We start from the raw sequence: 24,450 nt of genomic DNA on the forward strand, positions 1-24,450 counted from the left end.
TGAAAAAGGCAGCCTCGGCTGCCTTTTTCATTCCCTGCCTGTGGGCGGCAGGTCGCCGGCCTCAGGGCTTGAAGGCGCCGATAAAGATGGCGGGGTCGACGCGGGCGTCGTTGAGGCTGACGTTCCAGTGCATGTGGGGACCGGTGGCGCGGCCGGTGGCGCCGACCCGGCCGACGATGCCGCCGCGGGGCAGGCTCTGGCCCAGTTTCACGTCCACCTTCGACATGTGACAGAACATGCTGATGAGGCCCTGGCCGTGGTCGACGAACACCGTATTGCCGTTGAAGAAGTAGTTGCCGATGAGGATGACCTTGCCAGCGGCTGGTGCCTTGATGGGAGTGCCGGCTCCGACCGCGAAGTCGAGTCCGGAGTGGGGGTTGCGCTCCTCGCCGTTGAAGAAGCGGCGCAGCCCGAAGGGACTGGAGAGCGGGCCCTGGACCGGCTTGTCAAACAGCAGGTTGCTCGGCTGAGCCGGGCTGAAGGTCTGGTAGGCGCGGGTCTGTTCGGCAAGCTCCCGGTTGATGCGGGTCATGTCTTCGGCCAGCGGATTGACCTGGCGGCTGTTCTTGAGCTTGATGTGCTGCTCACGGTAGTGCTTGGTGCCGACTTTGAAACTCAAGGTGCGGCCATCGCTGGTGGTCACCTGATGGGGGCCGGGCGCGCTCTTGAGCGGGATGCCGACGATGGCGATCCACGTCTTCCCGTCTTCCTGTACCACCAGCACAGGCTTGTCCTGATAGCGCACTGCGGGCGCCTTGGCCCCGCTTCCCAGTGGTACCACGGCCACGCCCCCGGCACCGGGTGGTTGAGCAAGCGGCTGATAAACCCCGGTTCGGCGTGAAGCGCAGGGCTGCCGAGCAGCAGGAGAAGAAAGAAGAGGCGGCGCATGATGGCTCCATCGGATCAGGGGGAAAGCAAGAGGGGGGAGATGATGCCACATTCTGGCGGTGCTGTCCGTCAACCGTGGCCGATAAACTCGTCGGCTGCGGCCCAGAAAGACGCAACGGACACGCCATTGCAGCGAGGTGAATGCTCTGGTTGCGGGTGCCCGCCTTCCCTTCGACCTTGCCAGCCTGATCAGGGGGCCGCTGCGCTACAGCTTCTCGGGGGTGCTCGCGAGCGACAACCGCTTCATTACCACCAGCCTGGCCGGTGTCGGGGTGGGCATGGTCGAGCAGGGGGCCCTGACCCCTATTCCATTCGATACCGCCATCGCGGTACCCTACTCGGCGGCGACCCAGGCCACCGACTACAAGGTGAGGCTCTACCCGACCCGGCTGCCGGGCCAGGTAGTACGCACCGGCCCCTACACCGGCACCATCATGGTCACGGTGAGCGTGCCCTGAGGAGACGCCGCTTCGCCCCTATTTTTCGACGAGGTCAATGATGAACAGTGACAGGGCCCTGCGCCACGAACCCAAACGCCATGGCATAGGACAGGGCTGGATCTGGATCCGCACCGGATTCGACATCTTCAACAAGGGGATGGGTGCCAGCGTGGCCATGATAGTGCTCTGGTTTGTGGTGGGCATCGTGCTGGATCAACTGCCGGCGGGGGGCTTGATCTCCCAGTTGCTCTACATGGTGTGGGGGGCTGGCTGGGTGGCGGTGGCGCGGCGAGGTCACCAAGGCGAGGCGCTGCAATTTGGCGACTTCTTTGCCGGTTTCCGCCATCGGTTGACCCCCTTGATGCTGGGGGGCCTGATGGTGCTCGGCCTCATCATGGGGATCCTGATGATCTGCGTGTTCCTGCTGCACCAGTGGGGACTCACCGGCCTGTTGTCCGCGGATCCGGGCTCCCTGGCGCTGACCCCGGAGCAGGCACGGGGCTTCCTCGTGTGCGCCCTGGTGGGACTGGCACTGTTCGTTCCCGTGCTGATGGCCATCACCTTCGCCCCCGCCCTTATCCTCTTCCATCAGGTCGGGGTCTGGCAGGCTGCCCGGCTCAGCTTCAAGGGATGTCTGCGCAACATGTGGCCCTTCCTCTGGTGGGGGCTGCTCGGGGCCGTGCTGATCTTCTTTGGCGCACTCCTGATGCTGGTGGGCCTGCTGGTGGTGCTGCCTGCCATCAACTACTCCATCTATGCCGCCTATCACGACATCTATCTGGAGGATCAGGAGGCCGAGGAGGGAGAGACCCCGGTCAAGGCATTCGGTTTCGAAGCCTGACCGGCACAGGATGGAGCAAAGAGGGGCCGCGAGGCCCCTTTTTTGTGCGGCTCGCAGGGATCAGAGAGAGGGAGGGGCTTCCTGCCACAGGGGATCGTCCGCCATCCGCTCCACGAGAAAGTCGAGGAAGCTGCGCAGCAGGGGGGACATCTGTTTGCGGGTGCCATAAACGGCATAGACGCCGAGGCGCTTGGGCTGCCACGGGGTGAGCAGGGGGACCAGGGCGCCGCTTGCCAGATGGGGGTGAACCGAGTAGGCGGGTTGCAGACTGATCCCCGCCCCGTCCAGGGTGGCGGCCAGCAGCAGGTTGGAGATGTTGGCGCTGAGGTTGCCGCTCACCGGGACGGATTCGGGACCATCGGGCCCCAGAAACTCCCACAGGCTCTTGCCGAAATAGGTGTAGGTGAGGCAGTTGTGCAGTGCCAGATCCTGCACCTGCTGCGGCGGAGCATGGCGGGCCAGGTAGGCGGGGCTGGCGCATACCACCGAGTGGCAGGTGCCGAGCCTGCGGGCCACCAGGTTGGGATCGAGGTCATTGGTGATGCGCAGGGCGAGATCGATTCGCTCCTCCACCAGATTGACCGTCCGGTCCAGCAGCAGGATGTCGATCGCCGTGCCGGGGTAACGGGCCAGGTAGTCGTTCGCCGCCCCGACCAGCAGGGCTTCGGAGAGAGAGTAGCTGCAGGTGATGCGCAGTTGCCCCTTGGGGGCCTCGTCATGGCGGATGGCCAGGTGTTCCATCTCTTCCCCCAGGGCCAGCATGGCTCTGGCCCGGTTCAGCGCCTCTTCTCCCGGCCCGGTCAGGCTCAGCCGGCGGGTGGTGCGGTGCAGCAATCTGGCCCCCATCCAGCGTTCCAGCTCGGCCAGGTAGCGCGACACCATGGCGCGGGACATCTCCAGTTTCTCCCCGGCGCCGCTCAGGCTGCCCTGTTCCACTACGCAGACAAAGACCCGCAATGCGGTCAGCCTATCCATCTTGTGCCCCTATATGCTCGATTTGTGCAACAGTGATGCGCCCATTATGCGGTATTTGTATCGATGGTGATGCAATAAACTGCGCTCATTCCATTAATCCACACCGATGAGCGTTATCTGATGAACAACACACTGCGTACCCTGACCCTGACCAGCCTCCTGATGACGGGTTCCGCCCTGGCGGCCCCCCTGACCGTGACCGTCTACAACCCCGGCGAGAAGGCCATCTTCCCCGTCTCCTCCTCACTGGTAACCGGTGACAAAGAGGCCATCCTGATCGATGCCCAGTTCGATGTGCAACATGGTCAGGCGCTGGTGGACATGATCAAGAAGAGCGGCAAGAAGCTGACCACTGTCTATATCAGTGCCGGTGACCCCGACTTCTACTTCGGTCTGGAACCCGTCATGGCGGCGTTCCCGGATGTCAAGGTGCTGGCCGACCAGCATGTGGTCGACCATATCAAGCAGACCAAGGATGCCAAGCTGAGCTACTGGGGCCCGATCCTGGGCAAGGATGCACCCAAGAGCCTTACCGTGCCGCAAGTGATGACGGCCAGCCACCTGACGCTGGATGGCGAGAAGATTGAAATCAAAGAGATGAACACCCCGAATGCCTACCTCTGGGCCCCTTCCATCAAGACGGCCTTTGGTGGTGTGCCGGTCTACAGCGGCGTGCACGTCTGGATGGCGGACAGCCAGTCCAAGGCCGCTCGCAGCCACTGGGTCAAGGCGCTGAACAATCTGCTGGCGCTGAAACCTGAGCGCGTGGTGCCGGGTCACTTCCTGGGGACTGCGCCCAAGGGTACCGAAGCCGTGACCTTCACCCGTGACTACGTGCAGCGCTTTGAGCAAGAGCTGGCCAAGACCAAGCACTCCGGCCAGCTGATTGAAGCGCTGAAGAAGGCTTACCCCTCCCTGCCGGTCGATGATGGCCTGGCCATCGGTGCCAAGGTCAATACCGGCGAGATGAAGTGGTAACTCCCTGACGCCTACATCCCTGTGTTTTTTTCCGGGCCCGAGGGCCCGGTTTTTTATCCAGCATTGAAGCGAGAATGATGATGAACGAAGCGCAAACAACCCTCCATTATGTCTATGACCCCCTCTGTGGCTGGTGCTATGGCGCCGCCCCCCTGCTGAAAGCCGCTGCCGAGATCCCGGGCCTTCGCATCGAACTGCATGGGGGGGGCCTCTGGATGGGCGCCAGGCGCCAGGCCATGGGACAGCCCCTGCGGGACTATGTGCGCCCCCATGACGAGCGCATCCATGCCCTCACCGGACAGCGCTTTGGTGAGCGCTACTTCAACGAGCTTCTGCTCAACGAGTCACTGCTCCTCGACTCCGAGCCGCCCATACGCGCCGTTCTGGCGGTGAGCGAGCTTGGCGGCGACGGCCTTGCCTTGTTGCACCGCATCCAGGAAACCCACTACCGGGATGGGGAATGGGTCGGTTCCCCGACACGGCTGGCGGCGCTCGCGCGGGAGCAGGGGCTGACACCGGAAGCATTCGCCCTGGCCTTTGGTCGGGTCGATCTTGTGGGCCATCTGGCCACAAGCCAGGCGTGGCTGCGCCGGCTCGGCGGGCAGGGGTTCCCGACCCTGGGATTGATGCAAGGGGAGCGCGTCGTTGTGCTGCCTGTCTCCTCCTATCTGGGAGAGCCAGCGGCGTTCGCGGATCACATCACCTCCCTGATGGGGTGAGTCTCTCGCCCATCGCCTGCGGCTTGTCAAAGGAGAGGGAGAGGGCAGACCCGTCTGCGCGCCTCCCTTGTCCCCCGCACCGTTCTTGTGCATGCTATCGGCCTCATTGAACGGCAGGATGCAGTACCTATGAACCTTCGCGATCTCGAATATCTGGTAGCGCTGGAAGAGGAGAAACACTTTCGCAAGGCAGCGGAGCGCTGCTTTGTCAGCCAGCCGACCCTGAGTGGTCAGCTGCGCAAGCTGGAAGATGAACTGGGAGTGATCCTCATCGAGCGCACCTCCCGCAAGGTGCTGTTCACGCCCGCCGGCGATGCCATGGCCCGTCAGGCGCGCAAGGTGCTCAAAGAGGCGCGAGAGCTCAAGAGCATAGGCCAGCACTTCGCCGAGCCCATGTCCGGCGAGATCCACATCGGTTTCATTCCCACCGTGGGCCCCTACCTGCTGCCCCACATCATCCAGGATCTGCGTGAACACTTCCCCAAGCTGGAGTTCTACCTCTACGAAGATCAGACCCAGGTGCTGCTCAAGCGGCTGGAGGAGGGGGAGCTGGATTGCCTCGTGCTGGCGGAGCTGGAAGGGATGGAGGGGTTTGGCGCCATCCCCCTCTATCAGGAGCCCATGTGGCTGGCCGTGCCTCAGCATCACCCGGAGGCGAGCGCCAAGGCGGTGCCCCTGCACAATCTCAAGGGCAAGAAATTGCTGATGCTGGCCGACGGTCACTGCCTGCGGGATCAGGCGATGGGTTTCTGTTTTGCCGCAGGCATCGGTGAGGATCAGCGCTTCAAGGGCACCAGTCTGGAGACCTTGCGCAACATGGTCGCCGCTGGCAGCGGCATGACGCTGGTGCCCAGGCTCGCCGTGCCCGCCAACCCGGAGGAGGGGGGTGTCAGCTATCGCCCGGTAATCAACCCCGTGCCGGGGCGCACCATCTCCCTGCTCTATCGTCACTACTCGGTGCGCCGCCCCTGCTTCAATGAGCTGGCGGCCCGCATCTCGAGTCTGATGAAAGCCCTGCTGGGCTGACGCAGCCCGCTCGTCATCCCGAAACAAAAACCGGCGCCTGGGCGCCGGTTTTTGTTGTTTCCAGGGGGACCTAGAAGATGTCGTCGGTGGAGACGGGACCGTCTGTGGTCGCATCGTCACCGCCATACACCTGGTTGCCATCGGAGATCTGGCTCGCGTAGCGGGTGGGCTCTGTGCCCTCCTTGAAGAACTCCTCCGTAGTACTGCCATCGGCGCGATTGGTCAGCAGACCGGTTTCACGATCGATGCGGACCTGCATGATCCCTTCGGGGACCGGCATCTTGCGCTCGGGCACCTGTTGCAGAGCCGTCTTCATGAAGTCAATCCAGATGGGCTGGGCGGCACCACCGCCAAACTCGGCCCGGCCCAGACCGCGCTGGTGGTTGTCAAAACCGATCCAGGAGGTGGCCACCAGATTCGGGGTATAGCCGGAGAACCAGGCATCCCGGGATTCGTTGGTGGTCCCCGTCTTGCCCGAGATGTCGTGACGCTTGAGGTCACGGGCTGCCCGCCAGCCGGTACCACGCCAGCCATTGCCACCCCAGATGGCGGTGGTCAGGGTGTCGGTGATGAGGAAGGCGCTCTGGGCGCTGATGGTCTGCGGTGCCATGTTGTTGGGCACGACAGGATCGATGGGGCACTGGGCCTTCCAGTCTGCCGTGGTATTGGCATAGGCATCCGCGCTGTCGAGACCGGCGGCGGCCAGCACGCCGCAGTCGCGGCAGGCGGCGGCCGGGTTGGCCTCGAACAGGGGGGTGCCGAAGCTGTCAGTCACTTCGGTAATGAAGTAGGGGGTGACCTGGAAGCCGCCATTGGCCAGCACCGAGTAGCCGCGCACCACTTCCAGCGGGGTGAACTCCGCCGCACCCAGCGCCAGGGATTCGTTGGCGGAAATGTGATCACGGGCGAAGCCGAAGCGGGTCAGGCCGTCGATATAGGTATCCAGCCCGATGGCGCGCATCAGGCGGACCGACATCACGTTCTTGGACTTGGCAAGGCCGAGGCGCAATGTGGTCGGCCCTTCATAGATGGCGGGCGAGTTCTTGGGCTGCCACATGGGGCCCTTGGCAGGATCCCACTGGTTGATCGGTGCATCGTTGATGAGGGACGCCAGGGTATAGCCCTGCTCCAGCGCGGTGGCATAGAGGAAAGGCTTGATGTTGGAGCCGACCTGACGACGGGCCTGATCGACCCGGTTGAACTTGGAGAGCTCGAAGCTGAAGCCGCCGACCAGGGCCTCGATGGCGCCGTCTTGCGGGTTCATGGCCACCAGGGCGGCGTTGACGTCGGGGATCTGGGAGAGCAGCAACTCTTCCCCCTTCTCCCTGACCCAGATCTGGGCGCCGACTTTCAGTACATCCCGCGCCGATTTCGGGGCAAAGCCCTGGCGATCGTCGGTGATGAAGGCACGCGCCCACTTGATGCCATTCCAGCCCAGTTCGGCCTGTTTGCCATTCTTGAGCACCAGGGTGGCGCTCTTGTCGCCGAGCTGGGTGACCACGGCGGCCATCAGGGGCTGATAGGTCGGCTGCTTGGCCAGATGGGCCATGATCTGCTCGTAGTCCCAGGCCGTTTCACCGGCTTTCCACAGCAAGGCGGTCGGGCCACGGTAGCCGTGGCGGGTGTCGTAGTCGAAGACACCGTCCAGCAGCGCCTGATGGGCGGCGCGCTGACGCTTGGCGGTGACGGTGGTGTAGACGTGCAGCCCCATGGTGTAGGCATCTTCACCAAACTGCTCCACCATCTTCTGGCGTACCATCTCGCTCAGATAGGGGGCGTTCAGCGTAGTTTCGGCACCGTGAAAACGGGCCTTGACCGGCATCTTGGAGGCTTCGTCATACTGGGCCTGGGTGATCTTGCCGGTTTCCAGCATGCGACCCAGTACCACGTTGCGGCGGGCGAAGGCGCGCTCCGGGGAACGGATCGGGTTCAGCATGGAGGGGGCCTTGGGGAGACCCGCGATGATGGCGATCTCGTCCAGGGTCAGATCTTTGACCTCCTTGCCGAAGTAGACCTGGGCGGCCGCGCCGACCCCGAATGCCCGGTAGCCGAGGGGGATCTTGTTGAGATAGAGGGTGAGGATCTCGTCCTTGGAGAGGTTCTGCTCGATGCGCCAGGCGAGGAACACTTCCTTGATCTTGCGTACAAGAGTCTTCTCGTTGCTCAGGAAGAAGTTGCGAGCCACCTGCTGGGTAATGGTACTGGCGCCCTGGCGCGCCTGGCCGGAGACGGCCCAGACGGTGGCGGCACGGATGATGCCGATGGGATCTATGCCCGGGTGCTCATAGAAGCGGGCATCTTCGGTGGCGAGTACGGCATCGATCATGGACTGGGGAATTTCGTCCAGCCGCAGAGGGATGCGACGAATTTCGCCAAACTGGGAGATCAATTCCCCGTCCCGGCTGTAGACCTTCATGGGGGTAGCCAGTTTGACATCGCGCAGAGCGCTGACGTCCGGCAACTGGGGCTTGATGTAGAAGTAGATGCCGATGAGGCTGGCAACGCCCAGCACAGCACCCAGCATCATGACAATAAACAGGCGAACGAGCCATTTCAGCATGGAAGAACTACCAATCGTCTTAAAATTAGCCAACGGGCGCAGAGTATAGCCTTTTTACCCTCGCGGATTCGAGGTTTTCCTCTCCGCAAACAGGCGACCCCGAGAAGAGGCGGGAGGGTAGCACTCCAGGGCACAATTACCAAGGGGGCCGCAATCAAGGCCGAAAGGAGAGGGGCGTCAACTTTTGACACAAACTTTATGACATTGATAGATAGAGCATTATATTGAGTTAAGCCGTCACATCATGACGCGCTGTCCTACAATAAGTCCGAAAACCCAATAACGCATGGATGTGTATATGTTTGGGCTATTAAGTAAGGGATCCCTCGTCTCCTTGGCGGGCATTGATTTTGGCAGTCAAACCATCAAGGCCGTCACCATCAGCGGACGTCCCGGCAAGGTGCACCTCGGTTCGGTTGCCGAGATCCCCATGCCAAGGGGGACGCTGGTCGACTATCAACTTCAGGACATTGAACGGGTCAGTCAGTCCCTCAAGTCGCTCAAGCGGCTCGTGCAAGGGGATTGCCAGAACGTGGCCACGGCCGTGACCGGTTCCAATGTCATCACCAAGATCATTCAGGTCGATACCAACATCAACGAGAGCGAGCTGGAGAACCAGGTTCACCTGGAGGCAGAGCAGCTCATCCCCTTTCCCCTCGATGAAGTGAGCCTGGATTTTGAAATCCTCGGCATGGCGGGCGACAACGGGCGTCAGGAGGTCCTGCTCAGTGCCGCGCGGACCGAGAGCGTCAGTGGCCGGGTCAGTGCCCTGACGGAGGCAGGCATGACGACCATGGTGGTGGATGTGGGGGCCCATGCGCTCGGACGCGCCGTGCTGGCTTGCCTGCCCGACCTGCAAACCTCGGAGAAACCGGTTGGCATCGTCGACATCGGTGCCAGCGCCCTGACTTTCGCCGCCCTGCTACGGGGCCAGATCATCTATTCCCGGTTGCAGAATTTTGGTGGTGATCAATACAGCCAGGCATTGGCCTCTTTTTACAGCATGAGTATGGAAGAAGCGGAACTGGCCAAGCTCCAGGGCTCCTTGCCTGCGGATCATGAGGTGGATGTCCTGTTGCCTCACCTCAGCACTCTGGTGTTGCAGATACGGCGCAACGTGCAGCTGTTTTGCAGCTCCTCGGGGAACAAGGAGCTCTCCAGGCTGGTGCTGACCGGAGGGGGGAGCCTGCTGCCGGGGCTGGCCGGACAAATCGGCAGCGAGCTCAACTGCGAGGTGCTGCATCCTGATCCCTTTGCACTCTTTGGCAAGCCGCAGGGAGAGGGGGGGCTGACTCATGGGGCCAAGTACATGACGGCGCTCGGGCTGGCACTGAGGAGCTTCACACCATGTCAAATATAAACCTTCTGCCCTGGCGGCAGGCTCGGGCGCAGCGTCAGAAGAAACAATTCGGCATCCTGTTCGGTCTGTTCCTGGCGGGGACGGCAGCCATCGCCTTTGCCGCAGACTGGCTGGTGCAGCAGCAGATCGGTTACCAGCAGCAGCGCAATCAGCGGTTGCAGCAGGAGATGGCAACCCTGGACACCCAGCTTGGGGAGATCAGGCTTCTCAAGGAGCGGCGCAAGGAGTTGATTGACCGCATGCAACTCATCGAGCAGTTGCAGATGCGCCGCAACATCCCTGTGCGTCTGTTCAATCAGCTACCGGTGCTGGTCCCCAATGGGGTGTATCTTGATAGCCTTGCTCTGCAAAACAACAAGATAGACGTGAAGGGAAAGACCGAAGCCTATGGCAGGGTAGCCAGCATGATGCGCCGAATCGACGGTTCCGGCTGGCTGACACAATCCCAGCTCAGCACCATTTTCACGGCCGAGGTGGCCCCCATCGCCCTGAGCCAGTTCTCCATGATGTTCCAGATTGCCACGGCGCTACCCAACGCGGCTAAGGGGCAAAAATGAACCTGCAACAACTTAACGACCTGGATCTCAATGACATTGCCCGCTGGCCGCCGATCGCCAAGGGCATCTTTGTCTTCTTCTGCTGTGCTCTGCTTGGCGGGGCACTCTATTACTACGTGATTGCCAATTCCCTGGCCGCTCTGGGTCGTGAAGCTGCAAAAGAGAGCGAGCTCAAGGGACAATTCGAGAGCAAGGCCATGCTGGCCGCGAACCTGGAAGCATACAGAAAGCAGATGGTCCAGCTGGAACATCTGGTCGACACTCAGCTCAAACAGCTGCCCAACACCCACGAAGTCGCCGGTTTGCTGGATGACATCAGCTTCATTGCCACCGACAACGGTTTGACATTGAACAGGATCAACTGGGAGCCAGAGGTGAAACACGAGTTCTCCACCGAGCTGCCCATGCGCATCGAGGTCGTGGGCACTTATCACGAACTTGGCAAGTTCACGGCGGACATGGCTGCTTTGCCGCGCATCGTGATCCTGGATTCTTTCCAGCTCAGCCAGGGGAAGGGGGGTGAGCTGATCGGTATGTCCATGCAGGCCAAGACCTACAAGTACAACGGCAAAACCGTGGAGAAAAAGCCATGAGCATGAGAGCGGGCGTACTTCTCTTGTCGGCGCTGCTGTTGACGGCCTGTGGGGGACAGGAGGACATGGATGAGTATGTCAAACAGACCAAGGCCAGAAAGCCGGTACCGATCGAATCTTTGCCGGAGATAAAGCCCTTCTCGCCCATGGTCTATCAACGCAGCGATCAGCGTAGTCCGTTCATTGCACCCCAGCCGGAAACCAGTTCCAGGCTGGATGCCAAGGCCAAGCCGGACTGTGCCCAGATAGTGGCCAATCGGGAAAAGGAGGTGCTGGAACGCTACTCGCTTGCCAGCCTGAGCATGAAAGGCTCCATCGGCAAGCAGGGGCAGTTGTGGGCATTGATCAAAACCCCGGACGGGCAAGCCGTGCGCGTCGGGCTCAACCAGCACATGGGGCTGGATCAGGGCAGGGTCATCAAGATAACGAACACGCATGTTGACTTGATGGAGACGGTACCGGATGGCAAAGGATGCTGGGTCACCCGAGAAACCCAGCTGGCCATGGCCAATCTCGACGCAAAACTATGATCAGGGATGAGCAGAGATGAGAACAACAATAAGAAGGATGATCGGTGTGGCGCTGCTGTGGCTGGGCGGATGCACTCAGGTGTGGGCAGTACCCGCGTTGCAGGAGGTCAAGGTGAATCCCCTGCTGGCCGATCAACTCCTGCTGGAGCTCAGCTTCAGCGAACCGGTCAGCGGTTTTACGGACAGGTTGACCTATGAACCCAATCAGCTTCTGCTGCACGTACCCGGGGCCATCGGTGCCCTGACGGTCAATCCCCTGCCCATCAAGCAGCAAGGGGTGAACAATCTCCTGGTGGAGGGGAAGGGGCAGGGGCTCGACATCAAGATCGCCCTCGATCAGCTCACCCCCTATCAGGTCCATCAGCAGGGCAATAAATTGCTGGTGGCGCTGGGAGATAAGGCCGGGCAGCCGGTCGCCTCTTCGGCGGCGCCTGTTGCAGCCGGTCAGTCTGCGCTCGTCAGAAGCCAGCCAGTGACCCAGTCTGCGCTGATTGACACCCAGCGGGTTGCCCAGAACCAGTCCCAGTATCAGGCTCAGCCTGCCGTGGCTGCCACGCCTACCGTGGCTCCTTCGCCCGTTGCCCTCGGCAAGCCGGTGTTGTCCGTGTCTCAGGCAAACATGGGTGGCGCCTACTTCAACTCGGTCAAGGGCGTGGATTTTCGTCGTGGCAAGGAGGGGCAGGGGGAGTTCCTTGTGACGCTGGACAACAGTTCGGCGGCGGTGGATGTCAGCAGCCGTGGTCAGAAAGTGCTGGCCAAGTTCCATGGTACCCGGGTGACTGATGATCAGCTCAACCTCATCAATGTGCAGGACTTTGCTACCCCGGTCTCCCAAGTGGAGGTGTTCCGCCAGGGCAATGACACCCTGTTCGAGCTCTCGGTGAACGGCCAGTTTGACTACCGTTACGATCAGGCCGACAAGATGTTCATCATCGAGGTGAAAAAACGGGTGGCCACCACGGCGGCGAAGCAGTACCAAGGAAAACCCATCTCATTGAACTTCCAGGATATTCCTGTTCGTACCGTGTTGCAGATCATCGCCGATTTCAACAATCTGAACCTGGTGACCACGGACTCGGTCTCCGGCAACATCACGCTGCGTCTCGATGGCGTGCCCTGGGAGCAGGCGCTGGACATCATCCTCAAGGTCAGAGGGCTGGACAAACGGCTGGACAACAACATCCTGCTGGTGGCGCCGGCGGACGAGATTGCCGCTCGCGAGAAACAGCAGATGGAGAGCCGCAACCAGGTGGCGGATCTTGCTCCCCTCTACACCGAGTATCTGCAGATCAACTATGCCAAGGCATCGGAAGTGGCGGCCCTGCTCTCCTCCGAGAGTACCAAGCTGCTCTCCCCCAGAGGCGCGGTCAGCGTGGATGAACGTACCAACGTGCTGGTGGTCAAGGACACGGCGGATGTCATCAGCAACGTCAAGCGGATGCTGGATATCCTCGATATCCCGGTCAAGCAGGTGGTGATCGAGGCGCGCATGGTGACCATTGATGATGGTTTCGATGAGGCTCTGGGGGTGCGCTGGGGGGTGACCAAGACAGACGGTCATGGCAACGGCACCTCGGGCACCATAGAGGGTAATGATGGCGCCGGAAACAATGATGGCAGTTCCACCATCACTCGCCCCAACGTAGAAGACAGACTCAACGTCAACCTGCCGGTGACCAACGCGGCCGGCACGCTGGCGTTCCAAGTTGCCCGTCTTGCCAATGGCACCCTTTTGGATCTTGAGCTCTCGGCTCTGGAAAAGGAGAGCAAGGCCGAGATCATCGCCAGTCCGCGTGTCACCACGGCCAACCAGAAGCCGGCCCTGATCGAGCAGGGGACCGAGATCCCCTATGTGGAGTCCTCTTCGAGCGGGGCGACCTCGGTCACCTTCAAGAAGGCAGTGCTGAGCCTCAAGGTCACACCGCAGATCACCCCGGACAACAGGGTGATCCTGGACTTGACCGTGACTCAGGATACCAAGGGTGAAACCGTGCCGACCGGGACCGGGGATGCGGTGTCCATCAACGCCCAGTCCATCACCACCCAGGTGTTGGTCAACAACGGTGAAACTCTGGTGCTTGGCGGCATCTATCAACAGACCATCAAGAGCGATGTCAGCAAGGTGCCGCTGCTGGGGGATATCCCCGGGTTGGGCTATCTGTTCAAGAAAACCACCAGTGAAAACAAGAAGCGTGAACTGCTGATCTTCGTGACCCCGAGGATAGTGACCGACGCCCTCTGAAAACTTTACTTGTGAGAGTAAAACACATATAACCTTACGCCCCGATGAGGCTGGGGCGTAAGGGCTGCGGTTGCCAGTCCTGGTTTCTACTGAGATAATCCCCCTCCTGATCCAACGCAAGATAAGGTTCATAGGTACCCCGGTCGAGTGTTTACCGGGGCCATACAGTTTGTAATTACTAACGAAAAGACATGGCTGAGAAACGCAATATTTTCCTGATAGGTCCCATGGGTGCGGGCAAGAGCACCATAGGTAGACATCTGGCAGAACAACTGCACATGGAGTTTTTCGACTCAGATCATGAGATTGAGCGCCGCAGTGGTGCCGATATCGGTTGGGTGTTCGATGTTGAAGGCGAAGAAGGCTTCCGGATCCGCGAAGAGAAGGTGATCGGTGAGCTCGCCGAACAGCAGGGTATCGTGCTGGCAACGGGTGGCGGTGCCATCAAGAGCCGTGAAACCCGCAACAAACTCTCCGCACGCGGCATCGTGGTCTATCTCGAAACCACTATTGAAAAGCAATTGGCGCGAACCCAGAGAGACAAGCGTCGTCCCTTGCTGCAAACCGAAGAGCCGCCCCGTGAAGTGCTTGAGCGTCTTGCGCAAGAGCGCAACGCCCTGTACGAAGAGGTTGCCGATTTTGTCATCCAGACGGATGACCAGAGTGCCAAAGTTGTCGCTAATCAAATCGTCAAGTTGATTGGTATGTAATTCATTAGAGGACGTCCATGGAAAGGTTGAAGGTCGAACTGGGTGAACGCAGCTACCCGATAGAGATAGCTGCCGGTCTGCTGCAACGCCCCGAGGTACTGGCGCAGACGATCAAGGGCAAGCGGGTCATGATAGTGACCAATACCGTGGTCGCGCCCTTGTATCTTGAACAGATCATTCAGTTGCTGTCCGGTTTTCAGGTGGAACACCTGATCCTGCCCGATGGCGAGGCCTACAAAACCCTGGCGACCTTCGAGCGGATCATGTCTGCTCTGCTGGAAACCAGCCATGGTCGTGATACTACTCTGATCGCTCTGGGGGGCGGTGTGATAGGCGATGTTGTCGGCTTTGCTGCGGCAAGCTACCAGCGAGGCATTCCGTTTATTCAGGTGCCTACCACGCTGCTCTCCCAGGTTGACTCTTCCGTTGGCGGCAAGACCGCCGTCAACCATCCCCTCGGCAAGAACATGGTGGGTGCCTTCTATCAGCCCAAGCATGTGATCATCGATACCGACTGCCTCAAGACCCTGCCTGCCCGGGAATTTGCCGCCGGCATGGCCGAGGTGATCAAATACGGCATCATCTGGGATGCCGCCTTCTTCTCCTGGCTTGAAACCAACATGACCCGCCTGCAGCGCCTCGACGGTGATGCACTCTCCTATGCCATTCGCCGCTGCTGCGAGATCAAGGCCGATGTGGTCGGTCAGGACGAGACCGAGCACGGCGTGCGCGCCTTGCTGAACCTGGGACATACCTTCGGCCATGCCATCGAGGCGGAGAAGGGTTACGGCAACTGGCTGCACGGTGAAGCCGTGGCGGCGGGAACCATGCTGGCGGCCGAGACGGCCCTGGCCCGTGGCGACATGACGGTGCAAGAGGTGGCACGAGTCCGCGATCTGCTGTTGGCCGCCGATTTGCCGGTCAAGGCACCGTCCGATATGGATTTTGCCGCCTTCATTCGCCATATGCGCCGTGACAAGAAGGTGCTGGAAGGCAAACTGAGGCTGGTGCTGCCGATCGGGATCGGACAGGCCCAGGTCGTGGCCGATGTGACAGACGAACAATTGATGGCGGTGATCGAGTCTGGTCGTGACCACTAATAAATTGCTCAAGCTGCCTTCTCAGCGGCAGTTGGTTGACCGGCTGCTGCACCTGATCGAGTTCAACCACCCCTTTGTTTTTCTCTCCGGCAAGCCAGGCAGTGGCCGTGGCACACTGTGCGAGTCGCTGCTTGCCCAACTGCCCGATGCGGTGCGGGTGGCCAGCCTCATCGGCAGCCCGTCCATGAAGATGGCGGATGTGCGTCAGTTGCTGCTGCAGCAGGTGGTGGCACGTCCCCTGTTCAACGCGCAGGATGCCCTGGCGGACAGCTTCTTTCGCATGGTGGGTGACAAGCCTGCCAGACTGCTGCTCATCATCGAACGTGCCGATACCTTGCCTGCCGAGCTGGTGGGGGAGTTGTGGGCGCTCTGTCGTCACAACGATACCCTGGCATCTCCTCATAAACTGGCCATCCTGCTCTCGGGTGATGACGCCTGGTGTCGCAACCAGAAGGCGCTCCTCAAGGGACGGGCCATGCCAGCCCTCGAGCTGGAGGTCGCGCCACTGAGCGCTCCTGAGCAACGTATCTTCTTGTATGAGAAGGCCAAAGAGCTCAAGATCCCGACTGCCCTCTTGCCCAAGCCGAAAGTGGAAGAGATCCTGAATGGGGCGGGCGGACATCCGTCAGCCATCATGCAGTTACTGGAGGATACCATGACCGACAGAAGGCCCAAGAAACGTCAGGCCGAGTTGCCCGTCAAGAAGATAGCGATCGTGCTTGCCCTGTTGGCGGGCGGGTTGCTGGCCCTGAGCTATCTGCCCCTGTTCGACAGTGCAGGCCAGGACCCCGCCCAGGCACCGTCCCAGGGGACGGCGTTGCCCGATCCCGTCTCAAGCGATCCTGTGAACGTCGGTGCGGCGAGCGGGGCTCTGAGTACTCAGACGAGCAGTGGCGCCGCTGCCATCCCGTCAGGGAATCAGGTTGCCCGCGATTGGCAGTCCGATGCCAAGCCCTTGCCCAAGAAGGTCGAGAGCGAGACGGTCACCACGGAGTCAACCAACTATGAGGGGCGCCGGGTCGTCATCTCCGACGAAGTGGTCGAGAAATTGATGAACCAGCCGAACGTCAGCGGCGCCTTGCCCACGGCCGTGGTGGATGAGCTGGTGGGGAGCGGTTCCCGTGCGGTCCCGACCGGAACGACGGCCCAGGTCAAGAATCCGGCCCCGAGCAGTGTCCCGGCCCGGACAGAGGCTCAACCGGCCAGTGGCGCGCAGACAGCGCCGGTCGCGGCCCCAGCGGCCAAGGTGGCGTTGACGCCGGTGGCGACTCTCAACAAGAAGCCGAAGAATCACTACAGCATCCAGTTGATGGGGGCGAGCAACACCAAGGCGGTAGACAGCTTTGTGGCCGAGCATGGCTTGGCGGGCAAGGTGTGGGTTTACAAGACCCGTTTCCGTGGCAGTCCCTGGTATGTAGTGGTGCAGGGAGACTACGCCAGCAGTGCCCAGGCCAAGGCGGCCATTCGCAAGCTGTCACCTGCCTTGCTCAAGGGACAACCCTGGCCCAAGTCATTCGCCCAGATACAAAAAGAATTGAAGCAATAGCCAGCCACCCGAAGAAGGGGGTAGAATCACCCCCCTTTTTTGGGCATAGCCTTGTCAACACCGGACTTCCATGAAAAAAACACGCGCGTTTTTAAAATGGGCCGGGGGAAAATACTCCCTGGTCGAAGAGATCGCCGAGCGTTTGCCGGCCGGGCGTGTGTTGCTGGAGCCCTTCGTCGGGGCGGGATCCGTGTTTCTCAACACGGATTACGACGCCTATGTGCTCAACGACATCAATCCGGATCTCATTGGCCTCTACAACCACCTCAAGCAGCAGCCGGACAGCTTCATCAGCGAGGCCCGCAAGCTGTTCGTGGCCGAGCACAACCACAAGACCGCCTATTATCGGCTGCGTACCCAGTTCAACCAGACCGCGGCCGGGTTTGAACGGGCTCAGTTGTTCCTGTTTTTGAATCGCCATGGTTTCAACGGCTTGTGCCGTTACAACAAGAAGGGGGGGTTCAACGTTCCCTTCGGTTCCTACAAGAAACCCTACTTCCCGGAGAAAGAGCTGTGGGCGTTTGCCGAGAAGGCGCAGAAGGCGACGTTCATCTGCGAAAGCTATGCCGACGCCATGGCCCGTGCAGAGGAAGACTGGGTGATCTACTGCGATCCGCCCTATGCCCCCCTCTCCACCACGGCAAGTTTCACCACCTATTCGGCAGGCGGTTTCACCCTGGACGATCAGGCGCTGCTGGCCAGGCTGGCTCGCCACACCGCCGCCCATAAAGGGGTGCCCGTGCTCATCAGCAACCATGACATCGAGTTGACCCGCGAGCTCTATCGTGGCGCCCGGCTCGACGAGATCCTGGTCAAGCGCACCATCAGCCGCAACGGCGGTGGTCGCAACAAGGTGGCCGAGCTGCTGGCGCTCTATCCCCCCGGCATCGAGCCCGAACAGGGCTATTATCCCGGTGAGGCGGAGCTGGTTGCCGTCGGCTGAGTGAACAACGGTCCCTGAGGGGGCCGTTGTCATTTCTGATGCTGCCGCTGGCATTCCGTGAGCCGCGCTTGGCATCGTGTGCCAGCCATGGTGCCGGAGCGGCGTGTTCTGTAGATGCGGGTCGTTTTCATCGCCCTTTTGCGATAAAATTGCGCCGTTTTTTCTGCCACGCTGCCAATGGATGACGCTGATGAAAGACTTTCTGATTGCCCCCTCTATCCTCTCCGCCGACTTTGCCCGTCTGGGTGAGGATGTGGCCAAGGTGCTGGCCGCCGGGGCCGACGTGGTCCATTTCGATGTAATGGACAACCATTATGTCCCCAACCTGACCATAGGCCCCATGGTCTGTCAGGCGCTGCGCGATTACGGCATCGAAGCGCTCATCGACGTGCACCTGATGGTCAAGCCGGTGGATCGCATCGTGCCTGATTTTGCCAAGGCCGGTGCCAGCCTGATCACCTTCCACCCGGAAGCCTCCGATCACGTGGATCGCACCCTGGGCCTCATCAAGGAGCAGGGTTGCCAGGCTGGTCTGGTGCTGAACCCCGCGACCCCGCTCACCTGCCTGGAGTACGTGATGGACAAGCTGGACGTGATCCTGCTGATGTCGGTCAACCCGGGCTTTGGCGGTCAAAGCTTCATCCCCGGCACCCTCGACAAGCTGCGCCAGGTGCGCCGCCTGATCGACGAGAGCGGCCGCGACATTCGCCTGGAAATCGATGGCGGGGTCAAGGTCGACAACATTCGCGAGATTGCCGAGGCGGGTGCCGACATGTTCGTGGCGGGCTCTGCCATCTTCGGCAAGCCGGATTACAAGGCAGTGATCGACCAGATGCGCGCGGAGCTTGCCCATGTCCGTCGCTGATCGCCCCTTTGACCTGGTGCTGTTCGATCTGGATGGCACCCTGATTGACAGCGCCCCGCAACTGGCGCTGGCGGTCAACCGTACCCTGGCGGAGCTGGGGTTGGCCGAGGCCGACGAGTCCGTGGTGCGTACCTGGGTCGGCAACGGCGCCGACAAGCTGATCCAGCGGGCTCTCGATTACCGCGACGCCCCGGAGCAGTTTGCCAAGGCCCGCCCCCTGTTCGACCGTCACTATCAGGCCTGTCTTCTGGAAGGTCTGGCCATGTATGACGGAGTGGCCCGGAGCCTGCGCCGTCTGCAGGGGCTGGGTTACCAGCAGGCCGTGGTGACCAACAAACCGAGTCACTTCGTGCAGCCCATTCTGGAGGCCCTCGGCATCAGCGACTGTTTCGCACTCTGGCTAGGGGGCAACTGCGTACCCGTCAAGAAACCGAGCCCGGAGCCGCTGTTGCACGCCTGCCACGAGCTGGGTGTCAGCCCGTCCCGCACCCTGATGGTGGGGGATTCCGAAAATGACGTGCTGGCCGCCCAGGCCGCCGGCATGAAGGTGGTGGGGCTCACCTATGGCTACAACTATGGCCGCCCTATCGCAGACTCCCGCCCCGACTGGGTTTGCGAGCAGTTTGCCGAACTCGATGCCCTGCTGGTCTGATCCAGACCGGGCTGGCGGATAACAAGGATTACTACTCTGATGACTAAACCAATCGTATTGAGCGGTGCCCAACCCTCGGGCCAGCTGACCATCGGCAACTACATGGGGGCCCTGCGTCAGTGGGTCAGCATGCAGGATGATTTCGACTGCCTCTATTGCATCGTCGATCTGCACGCCATCACCACTCGCCAGGATCCGGCCGCCTTGCGCAAGGCGTGCCTCGACGCAGCCGCCCTCTATCTGGCGGTGGGCATCGACCCGGCCAAGAGCACCGTCTTCATCCAGTCCCACGTGCCCCAGCACGCCGAGCTCGGCTGGATCCTGAACTGCTACACCCAGATGGGCGAGCTGTCGCGCATGACCCAGTTCAAGGACAAGTCCGCTCGTTTCGAGAACAACGTCAACGTCGGCCTGTTCGGTTATCCGGTGCTGATGGCGGCCGACATTCTGCTTTATCAGGCCAATCAGGTGCCGGTTGGTAATGACCAGAAGCAGCATCTGGAGCTGACCCGCGACATCTGCACCCGCTTCAACAACCTCTATGGCGAAGTCTTCACCCTGCCGGAACCCTTCATTCCGACCGAAGGGGCCCGGGTGATGAGCCTGCAGGACCCGACCAAGAAGATGTCCAAGTCCGACGACAACGAGGCCAACTTCATCGGCTTGCTGGAAGATCCCAAGCAGATCGTCAAGAAGATCAAGCGGGCGATGACCGACTCCGACGAGCCGGCCGTGGTGCGTTTCGATCCCGAAAACAAGCCGGGGGTCTCCAATCTGCTGACCCTGATGTCCGGTGTGACCGGCCGCTCCATCCCGGAGCTGGAGCAACACTTCGAAGGCAAGATGTACGGCCACCTCAAGAGTGAAACGGCCGATGCCGTGGTCGCCTTGCTGGAACCCATCCAGGCGCGCTTCCGCGAGCTACGTCAGGATGAGGCCCATCTGCAGGCCATTTTGGCGGCTGGCGCACAAAAGGCGCGTGAAAGGGCTGAAAAAACCCTGATCAGCGTATATGATGTCGTCGGCTTCGTTCCTCGAGCCTGACATACTGGGAAGGTGTAGTAGAAGAGAGCTGGGTGGATGCCTGGCTTTCTTTGTTTTACACCTTCCGGTTTGTCGCAACCTCCCCAATGTCAAACACGGGCTTTGCCCCAAGAGAAAGCATGTCTGTCGAATCACAAACCCTGAGTGAAGAGTTGGGTGACAAGGGTCACTGGCTGCGCAAGTTTCGCAAGGCCAAGAGCCTCAATACCTTGCAGTTGATGGTCTCCAACGCCATCGACAAGCACCACAAGACCCCGGCCATCGCGGCTGCCATCTATCTGGCCGAGTGCCAGCGGGAACGGGAACTGGAACAGGGCCGCTATCTGGACCGCTGAGGTCCGTTGTCAGCCCTTGCCAAGGTGACTCCTTCCCATCTGCCTGTCACGACCTTTGCCCTTTTCCCAGTCGCCTCCCGTCTCTTTTACCTTGCCATCCTGACATGGAGCGGCTGATGCTGCCCGGTCGGGGACAGGCCCACCGCCGGGTGGGGTCGACAGGCCCGGATCGTCATTGAAGAGTGGACAGACTGCACAGCAGGTGAGGTGATCGCCGGTTTATTAACGCAAAGAGACATGCCAGAATGCGCGGCGTTTGTCTGCCCGCGCTCGTAACGGGCTGTCCGATCACCGTCTCTGTCTTATTCCCATGGTGTTTGCATGCTGCTACTCATCGACAACTACGACTCCTTTACCTGGAACCTGGTGCAATACTTCGGCGCCCTGGGGCAAGAGGTGGTGGTCAGGCGCAACGATGAGCTGAGCCTGGAGGAGATAGCCCGGCTTGCCCCCCGCAATCTGGTGATCTCTCCCGGCCCCTGCACGCCAAACGAGGCGGGCATCTCTTTGGCCGCCATCTCCCGTTTTGCCGGCGAGATCCCCATCCTCGGCGTCTGTCTCGGCCATCAGTCCCTGGCACAGGCCTTTGGTGCCCGGGTGGTGCGTGCCCGTCAGGTGATGCACGGCAAGACATCTCTCATCCGTCACAAAGGGGAGGGGGTGTTCAAGGGGCTCAACAACCCGCTGCGGGTGACCCGCTATAATTCTCTGGTGGTGGAGGCGGCGTCGCTGCCCGACTGTTTCGAGGTCACTGCCTGGAGCGAACATGCCGACGGCAGCCTGGACGAGATCATGGGGCTGCGGCATAAAACGCTGGCGCTGGAGGGAGTGCAGTTCCATCCGGAGAGTATTCTGAGCGAACAGGGGCACCAGTTGCTGGCCAACTTTTTGGCCGTTTCCTGAAAAAATTGCGATGTCTGTCTCAAAACCGTCATGAGGCAAAAAAAAATTTCCCTGAGACTTTATTCACCCTCCTCCCTGTCCAAATTATCTCTTGCCAACACCCCTGAGCCGTTATGCAATGCGGTTGCCTAAAATCTCAAAGGCAATCGAACATTGTTCCTTATAGGCGGTTAAGTTACAGACTTTTTACTTTTTTTCTGTGATAATTCCGCCACGTTTACACGGATTTAACTTTTGGGCGGTGGATTATTCTGCCGCGAGATAGCAGGAGAGCAATATGTCAGAGTTGTTGGCAGTGACACGTGAAGTGTTTGATGAAGTGATGGTTCCCAACTATGCGCCGGCCAAAATCATCCCGGTGCGCGGCGAGGGGTCACGTGTCTGGGATCAGGAAGGCCGCGAGTATGTGGATTTCGCGGGCGGGATCGCGGTCAATGGCCTGGGCCATTGCCATCCCAAACTGGTCGAGGCCCTGAAATCCCAGGGTGAGAAGCTGTGGCACCTCTCCAACGTGATGACCAACGAGCCGGCCCTGCGCCTGGCCAAGAAACTGGTCGCCGCCACCTTCGCCGAGAAGGTCTATTTCTGCAACTCCGGTGCCGAAGCGAACGAAGCGGCCCTCAAGCTGGCCCGCCGCTACGCCATCGAGAAGTTCGGGGCCCACAAGACCCAGATCATCGCCTTCCACCAGGGCTTCCACGGCCGTACCTTCTTTACCGTCAGCGTCGGCGGCCAGGCTGCCTACTCCGATGGCTTCGGTCCCAAGCCTGCCGACATCACCCACGTCGCCTACAACAACCTGGAGGAGCTGGCTGCCGTCATCTCCGACAACACCTGCGCCGTGGTGATGGAGCCGCTGCAGGGCGAGGGTGGCATCATCAGCCCCACCGACGAGTTTGCCAAGGGGGTGCGCGAGTTGTGCGACAAGCACAACGCCCTGCTGGTTTATGACGAGGTGCAATCCGGTGTCGGTCGTACCGGCGAGCTGTTTGCCTATATGGGTCTGGGCGTCACGCCGGACATCCTCACCAGCGCCAAGGCGCTGGGCGGTGGCTTCCCCATCGGGGCCATGCTGACCACCACCGAAATCGCCTCCCACCTGAAAGTGGGCACTCACGGCTCCACCTACGGCGGCAACCCGCTGGCCTGCGCGGTGGCAGAGGCGGTGATCGACGTGGTCAACACCCCGGAAGTGCTGAGCGGTATCAAGCAGCGCGAGCAGCTGTTCCGCGAAGGGCTGGAAGCCATCAACGCCAAGTACCACTGCTTCAGCGAAGTGCGCGGCAAGGGCCTGCTGCTGGGCGCCGTGCTCAACGATGACTTCAAGGGCCGCTCCCGCGACTTCCTGCTGGCCTCCATCGATCAGGGCCTGATGGCGCTGGTTGCCGGTACCAACGTTGTGCGTTTTGCCCCCTCCCTGGTGATCCCGGAAGCGGACATCAAGGAAGGGCTGGCACGGTTCGAGAAAGCGGTCGCTCAGGTGGTCAACGCCTGATCCAAATTGAGGTGGGGAGCCCTCCCGGCAGGAGCCGGGACCCCACCTGTCGTCAATGAAAGGGAGTTGTCATTTATGTTGGTTATCCGTCCTATCGAGCAGCGCGACTTCGCCGGCCTCAAGACCTGTGCCATCGAATCCGGCACCGGCATGACATCCTTGCCGGTCAACGACGAGCTGCTGCAACGCAAGATCGATGCCTCGACCCAGACCTTCCTGGACAAGCCCGCCGGCAAGGGCGAGTGCCTCTATTTCTTCGTGGCCGAGGATCTGGAGACCGGGGAGATGGTCGGTACCTGCGCCATCGACGCGGCGGTCGGCCTGTCCCAGGCGTTCTACAACTATCACATCGGCAAGGTGGTGCACTCCTCCCCCAAGCTCGGCATCTACAATGTCGTGGAAACCCTCACCCTCTCCAACGACTACACCGGCAATTCCGAGCTCTGCACCCTGTTTCTGCGTGAATGCGCCCGCGAGGGGCTCAACGGCCGTCTGCTCTCCAAGCACCGTTTCCTGTTCATGGCCGAACACCCCGAGCTGTTTGACAGTACCGTCTTTGCCGAGATGCGTGGTGTCTCCGATGGCAACGGCCACAGCCCCTTCTACGAGTGGCTGCAAAAACATTTCTTCTCGATGGATTTTCCCACCGTCGACTATCTCACCGGCATCGGCAAGAAGCGCTTCATCGCCGAGCTGATGCCCAAGTACCCCATCTATGTCAATCTGCTGAGCAACGAGGCGCGCGCCGTCATCGGCAAGACCCACGAAAAGACCCGGCCTGCCCTCAAGATGCTGCAGGATGAGGGGTTCGTGAATCGCGGTTATGTCGATATCTTCGACGCAGGCCCCACCGTCGAATGCGAGGTGAAGAACATTCGCAGCGTGCGCCGCAGCCAGAAGTTGGCGGTGCTGGTGGGTGAACCCATCGGCGGCCATACCTACCTCATCTGCAACGCCAGGTTCGAGCAATACCGCGCCTGCTACGGCAACATCCGGGTCGATCTGGACAAGCACGAAGCCATCATTCCGCCCAAGATGGCGGCCGCCCTCAAGGTGGAAAATGGCGACATGGTGCGCGTCGTCGATCTGGATTGACCCACCCCGCAGCACAGCATTGAGACAGGCTGCCGAGGCGGCCTGCGTACCCA

The 24,450-nt window shown here is 60.8% G+C and carries 23 protein-coding genes and 1 pseudogene; 21 read left to right on the forward strand and 3 right to left on the reverse strand.

Annotated features, from left to right (window positions below; translation table 11 throughout):
* Nucleotides 1–61: 61 nt before the first annotated feature.
* Nucleotides 62–888 (reverse strand): annotated as a pseudogene (locus tag C2U47_RS15780) (peptidoglycan DD-metalloendopeptidase family protein).
* Between the two features lie 137 nt (nucleotides 889–1,025).
* Between C2U47_RS15780 and C2U47_RS15785 the strand changes: the two are divergent.
* Together C2U47_RS15785 and C2U47_RS15790 are read left to right on the forward strand one after the other, a co-directional pair.
* Complete coding sequence (locus tag C2U47_RS15785) at nucleotides 1,026–1,346, forward strand: hypothetical protein (RefSeq protein ID WP_010673812.1); 321 nt, start codon at nucleotides 1,026–1,028, stop codon at nucleotides 1,344–1,346.
* 40 nt (nucleotides 1,347–1,386) lie between these two features.
* Nucleotides 1,387–2,169 carry a BPSS1780 family membrane protein gene (locus tag C2U47_RS15790; RefSeq protein WP_010673813.1) on the forward strand — a complete coding sequence of 261 codons (783 nt, stop codon included), beginning with the start codon at nucleotides 1,387–1,389 and terminating at the stop codon, nucleotides 2,167–2,169.
* A 60-nt stretch (nucleotides 2,170–2,229) separates the two neighbouring features.
* Here the strand turns inward: C2U47_RS15790 and C2U47_RS15795 are convergent, their stop codons facing one another.
* Nucleotides 2,230–3,144 (reverse strand): LysR family transcriptional regulator, encoded by a 915-nt coding sequence (locus tag C2U47_RS15795; RefSeq protein WP_029314115.1) that lies wholly within the window; start codon nucleotides 3,142–3,144, stop codon nucleotides 2,230–2,232.
* 120 nt (nucleotides 3,145–3,264) lie between these two features.
* Here C2U47_RS15795 and C2U47_RS15800 point away from each other — a divergent pair, with 120 nt between their 5' ends.
* The 3 genes from C2U47_RS15800 (at nucleotide 3,265) to oxyR (ending at nucleotide 5,867) form a co-directional block, all read left to right on the forward strand.
* Nucleotides 3,265–4,122, forward strand: coding sequence for a Vmh family MBL fold metallo-hydrolase (locus C2U47_RS15800; protein WP_010673815.1), 858 nt, complete (start codon nucleotides 3,265–3,267; stop codon nucleotides 4,120–4,122).
* 74 nt (nucleotides 4,123–4,196) lie between these two features.
* Complete coding sequence (locus C2U47_RS15805) at nucleotides 4,197–4,841, forward strand: DsbA family protein (RefSeq protein WP_010673816.1); 645 nt, start codon at nucleotides 4,197–4,199, stop codon at nucleotides 4,839–4,841.
* A gap of 129 nt (nucleotides 4,842–4,970) precedes the next feature.
* Entirely contained in the window at nucleotides 4,971–5,867 is an 897-nt protein-coding gene (gene oxyR / locus C2U47_RS15810) for a DNA-binding transcriptional regulator OxyR (RefSeq protein WP_010673817.1), read from the forward strand.
* A gap of 70 nt (nucleotides 5,868–5,937) precedes the next feature.
* Here oxyR and C2U47_RS15815 read toward each other — a convergent pair whose 3' ends face one another.
* Entirely contained in the window at nucleotides 5,938–8,427 is a 2,490-nt protein-coding gene (locus tag C2U47_RS15815; RefSeq protein WP_010673818.1) for a penicillin-binding protein 1A, read from the reverse strand.
* A 298-nt stretch (nucleotides 8,428–8,725) separates the two neighbouring features.
* Here C2U47_RS15815 and tapM point away from each other — a divergent pair, with 298 nt between their 5' ends.
* The 16 genes from tapM (at nucleotide 8,726) to astA (ending at nucleotide 24,397) form a co-directional block, all read left to right on the forward strand.
* The gene (tapM, locus tag C2U47_RS15820; RefSeq protein WP_029314117.1) at nucleotides 8,726–9,787 is read left to right on the forward strand and encodes a PilM family type IVa pilus assembly protein TapM; all 1,062 of its coding nucleotides are present in this window, start codon (nucleotides 8,726–8,728) and stop codon (nucleotides 9,785–9,787) included.
* Entirely contained in the window at nucleotides 9,775–10,344 is a 570-nt protein-coding gene (gene tapN, locus C2U47_RS15825; RefSeq protein WP_010673820.1) for a PilN family type IV pilus biogenesis protein TapN, read from the forward strand. The genes tapM and tapN overlap by 13 nt, the downstream gene beginning before the upstream one ends.
* Nucleotides 10,341–10,937: a PilO family type IV pilus biogenesis protein TapO gene (gene tapO, locus C2U47_RS15830; protein WP_010673821.1), complete on the forward strand. Its 597-nt coding sequence runs from the start codon at nucleotides 10,341–10,343 to the stop codon at nucleotides 10,935–10,937. Before tapN ends, tapO begins: the two co-directional genes overlap by 4 nt.
* Before the next feature lie 2 nt (nucleotides 10,938–10,939).
* A complete protein-coding gene (locus C2U47_RS15835; RefSeq protein WP_029314119.1) occupies nucleotides 10,940–11,467 on the forward strand; it encodes a pilus assembly protein PilP in 528 nt (175 codons plus the stop codon).
* Nucleotides 11,468–11,483: 16 nt separating this feature from the next.
* Nucleotides 11,484–13,709: a type IV pilus secretin PilQ gene (locus tag C2U47_RS15840; protein WP_029314121.1), complete on the forward strand. Its 2,226-nt coding sequence runs from the start codon at nucleotides 11,484–11,486 to the stop codon at nucleotides 13,707–13,709.
* A gap of 191 nt (nucleotides 13,710–13,900) precedes the next feature.
* Complete coding sequence (gene aroK / locus C2U47_RS15845) at nucleotides 13,901–14,419, forward strand: shikimate kinase AroK (protein ID WP_010673824.1); 519 nt, start codon at nucleotides 13,901–13,903, stop codon at nucleotides 14,417–14,419.
* Between the two features lie 17 nt (nucleotides 14,420–14,436).
* Nucleotides 14,437–15,519, forward strand: a complete 1,083-nt coding sequence (gene aroB / locus C2U47_RS15850) for a 3-dehydroquinate synthase (protein WP_010673825.1) — start codon at nucleotides 14,437–14,439, stop codon at nucleotides 15,517–15,519.
* Entirely contained in the window at nucleotides 15,509–17,065 is a 1,557-nt protein-coding gene (locus C2U47_RS15855) for an SPOR domain-containing protein (RefSeq protein ID WP_041201489.1), read from the forward strand. The genes aroB and C2U47_RS15855 overlap by 11 nt, the downstream gene beginning before the upstream one ends.
* Before the next feature lie 70 nt (nucleotides 17,066–17,135).
* Nucleotides 17,136–18,008, forward strand: a complete 873-nt coding sequence (locus C2U47_RS15860; RefSeq protein WP_029314124.1) for a Dam family site-specific DNA-(adenine-N6)-methyltransferase — start codon at nucleotides 17,136–17,138, stop codon at nucleotides 18,006–18,008.
* Between the two features lie 190 nt (nucleotides 18,009–18,198).
* Nucleotides 18,199–18,873, forward strand: coding sequence for a ribulose-phosphate 3-epimerase (rpe, locus tag C2U47_RS15865; RefSeq protein ID WP_010673828.1), 675 nt, complete (start codon nucleotides 18,199–18,201; stop codon nucleotides 18,871–18,873).
* Entirely contained in the window at nucleotides 18,860–19,525 is a 666-nt protein-coding gene (locus C2U47_RS15870; protein ID WP_010673829.1) for a phosphoglycolate phosphatase, read from the forward strand. Before rpe ends, C2U47_RS15870 begins: the two co-directional genes overlap by 14 nt.
* A 39-nt stretch (nucleotides 19,526–19,564) precedes the next feature.
* Nucleotides 19,565–20,569 carry a tryptophan--tRNA ligase gene (trpS, locus tag C2U47_RS15875; protein ID WP_010673830.1) on the forward strand — a complete coding sequence of 335 codons (1,005 nt, stop codon included), beginning with the start codon at nucleotides 19,565–19,567 and terminating at the stop codon, nucleotides 20,567–20,569.
* 119 nt (nucleotides 20,570–20,688) lie between these two features.
* Entirely contained in the window at nucleotides 20,689–20,904 is a 216-nt protein-coding gene (locus C2U47_RS15880; protein ID WP_010673831.1) for a hypothetical protein, read from the forward strand.
* A 321-nt stretch (nucleotides 20,905–21,225) separates the two neighbouring features.
* On the forward strand, nucleotides 21,226–21,807 hold the full coding sequence (locus tag C2U47_RS15885) for an aminodeoxychorismate synthase component II (protein WP_010673832.1): 582 nt from the start codon (nucleotides 21,226–21,228) through the stop codon (nucleotides 21,805–21,807).
* 277 nt (nucleotides 21,808–22,084) lie between these two features.
* Nucleotides 22,085–23,302: an aspartate aminotransferase family protein gene (locus tag C2U47_RS15890; RefSeq protein WP_010673833.1), complete on the forward strand. Its 1,218-nt coding sequence runs from the start codon at nucleotides 22,085–22,087 to the stop codon at nucleotides 23,300–23,302.
* Between the two features lie 75 nt (nucleotides 23,303–23,377).
* Nucleotides 23,378–24,397, forward strand: a complete 1,020-nt coding sequence (gene astA, locus C2U47_RS15895; protein ID WP_010673834.1) for an arginine N-succinyltransferase — start codon at nucleotides 23,378–23,380, stop codon at nucleotides 24,395–24,397.
* The last annotated feature ends 53 nt before the right edge of the window (nucleotides 24,398–24,450 follow it).

It is taken from the genome of Aeromonas sp. ASNIH7, from assembly GCF_002903485.1.
GTDB classification, from domain to species: Bacteria; Pseudomonadota; Gammaproteobacteria; order Enterobacterales; family Aeromonadaceae; genus Aeromonas; species Aeromonas caviae.

Bases quoted from the DNA above. Each gene is read 5' to 3' on its own strand.
- C2U47_RS15790 (WP_010673813.1), top strand. From the start codon at position 1,387: ATGAACAGTGACAGGGCCCTGCGCCACGAACCCAAACGCCATGGCATA.
- C2U47_RS15795 (WP_029314115.1), bottom strand. From the start codon at position 3,144: ATGGATAGGCTGACCGCATTGCGGGTCTTTGTCTGCGTAGTGGAACAG.
- C2U47_RS15800 (WP_010673815.1), top strand. From the start codon at position 3,265: ATGAACAACACACTGCGTACCCTGACCCTGACCAGCCTCCTGATGACG.
- C2U47_RS15805 (WP_010673816.1), top strand. From the start codon at position 4,197: ATGATGATGAACGAAGCGCAAACAACCCTCCATTATGTCTATGACCCC.
- oxyR (WP_010673817.1), top strand. From the start codon at position 4,971: ATGAACCTTCGCGATCTCGAATATCTGGTAGCGCTGGAAGAGGAGAAA.
- C2U47_RS15815 (WP_010673818.1), bottom strand. From the start codon at position 8,427: ATGCTGAAATGGCTCGTTCGCCTGTTTATTGTCATGATGCTGGGTGCT.
- tapM (WP_029314117.1), top strand. From the start codon at position 8,726: ATGTTTGGGCTATTAAGTAAGGGATCCCTCGTCTCCTTGGCGGGCATT.
- tapN (WP_010673820.1), top strand. From the start codon at position 9,775: ATGTCAAATATAAACCTTCTGCCCTGGCGGCAGGCTCGGGCGCAGCGT.
- tapO (WP_010673821.1), top strand. From the start codon at position 10,341: ATGAACCTGCAACAACTTAACGACCTGGATCTCAATGACATTGCCCGC.
- C2U47_RS15835 (WP_029314119.1), top strand. From the start codon at position 10,940: ATGAGAGCGGGCGTACTTCTCTTGTCGGCGCTGCTGTTGACGGCCTGT.
- C2U47_RS15840 (WP_029314121.1), top strand. From the start codon at position 11,484: ATGAGAACAACAATAAGAAGGATGATCGGTGTGGCGCTGCTGTGGCTG.
- aroK (WP_010673824.1), top strand. From the start codon at position 13,901: ATGGCTGAGAAACGCAATATTTTCCTGATAGGTCCCATGGGTGCGGGC.
- aroB (WP_010673825.1), top strand. From the start codon at position 14,437: ATGGAAAGGTTGAAGGTCGAACTGGGTGAACGCAGCTACCCGATAGAG.
- C2U47_RS15860 (WP_029314124.1), top strand. From the start codon at position 17,136: ATGAAAAAAACACGCGCGTTTTTAAAATGGGCCGGGGGAAAATACTCC.
- rpe (WP_010673828.1), top strand. From the start codon at position 18,199: ATGAAAGACTTTCTGATTGCCCCCTCTATCCTCTCCGCCGACTTTGCC.
- C2U47_RS15870 (WP_010673829.1), top strand. From the start codon at position 18,860: ATGTCCGTCGCTGATCGCCCCTTTGACCTGGTGCTGTTCGATCTGGAT.
- trpS (WP_010673830.1), top strand. From the start codon at position 19,565: ATGACTAAACCAATCGTATTGAGCGGTGCCCAACCCTCGGGCCAGCTG.
- C2U47_RS15880 (WP_010673831.1), top strand. From the start codon at position 20,689: ATGTCTGTCGAATCACAAACCCTGAGTGAAGAGTTGGGTGACAAGGGT.
- C2U47_RS15885 (WP_010673832.1), top strand. From the start codon at position 21,226: ATGCTGCTACTCATCGACAACTACGACTCCTTTACCTGGAACCTGGTG.
- C2U47_RS15890 (WP_010673833.1), top strand. From the start codon at position 22,085: ATGTCAGAGTTGTTGGCAGTGACACGTGAAGTGTTTGATGAAGTGATG.
- astA (WP_010673834.1), top strand. From the start codon at position 23,378: ATGTTGGTTATCCGTCCTATCGAGCAGCGCGACTTCGCCGGCCTCAAG.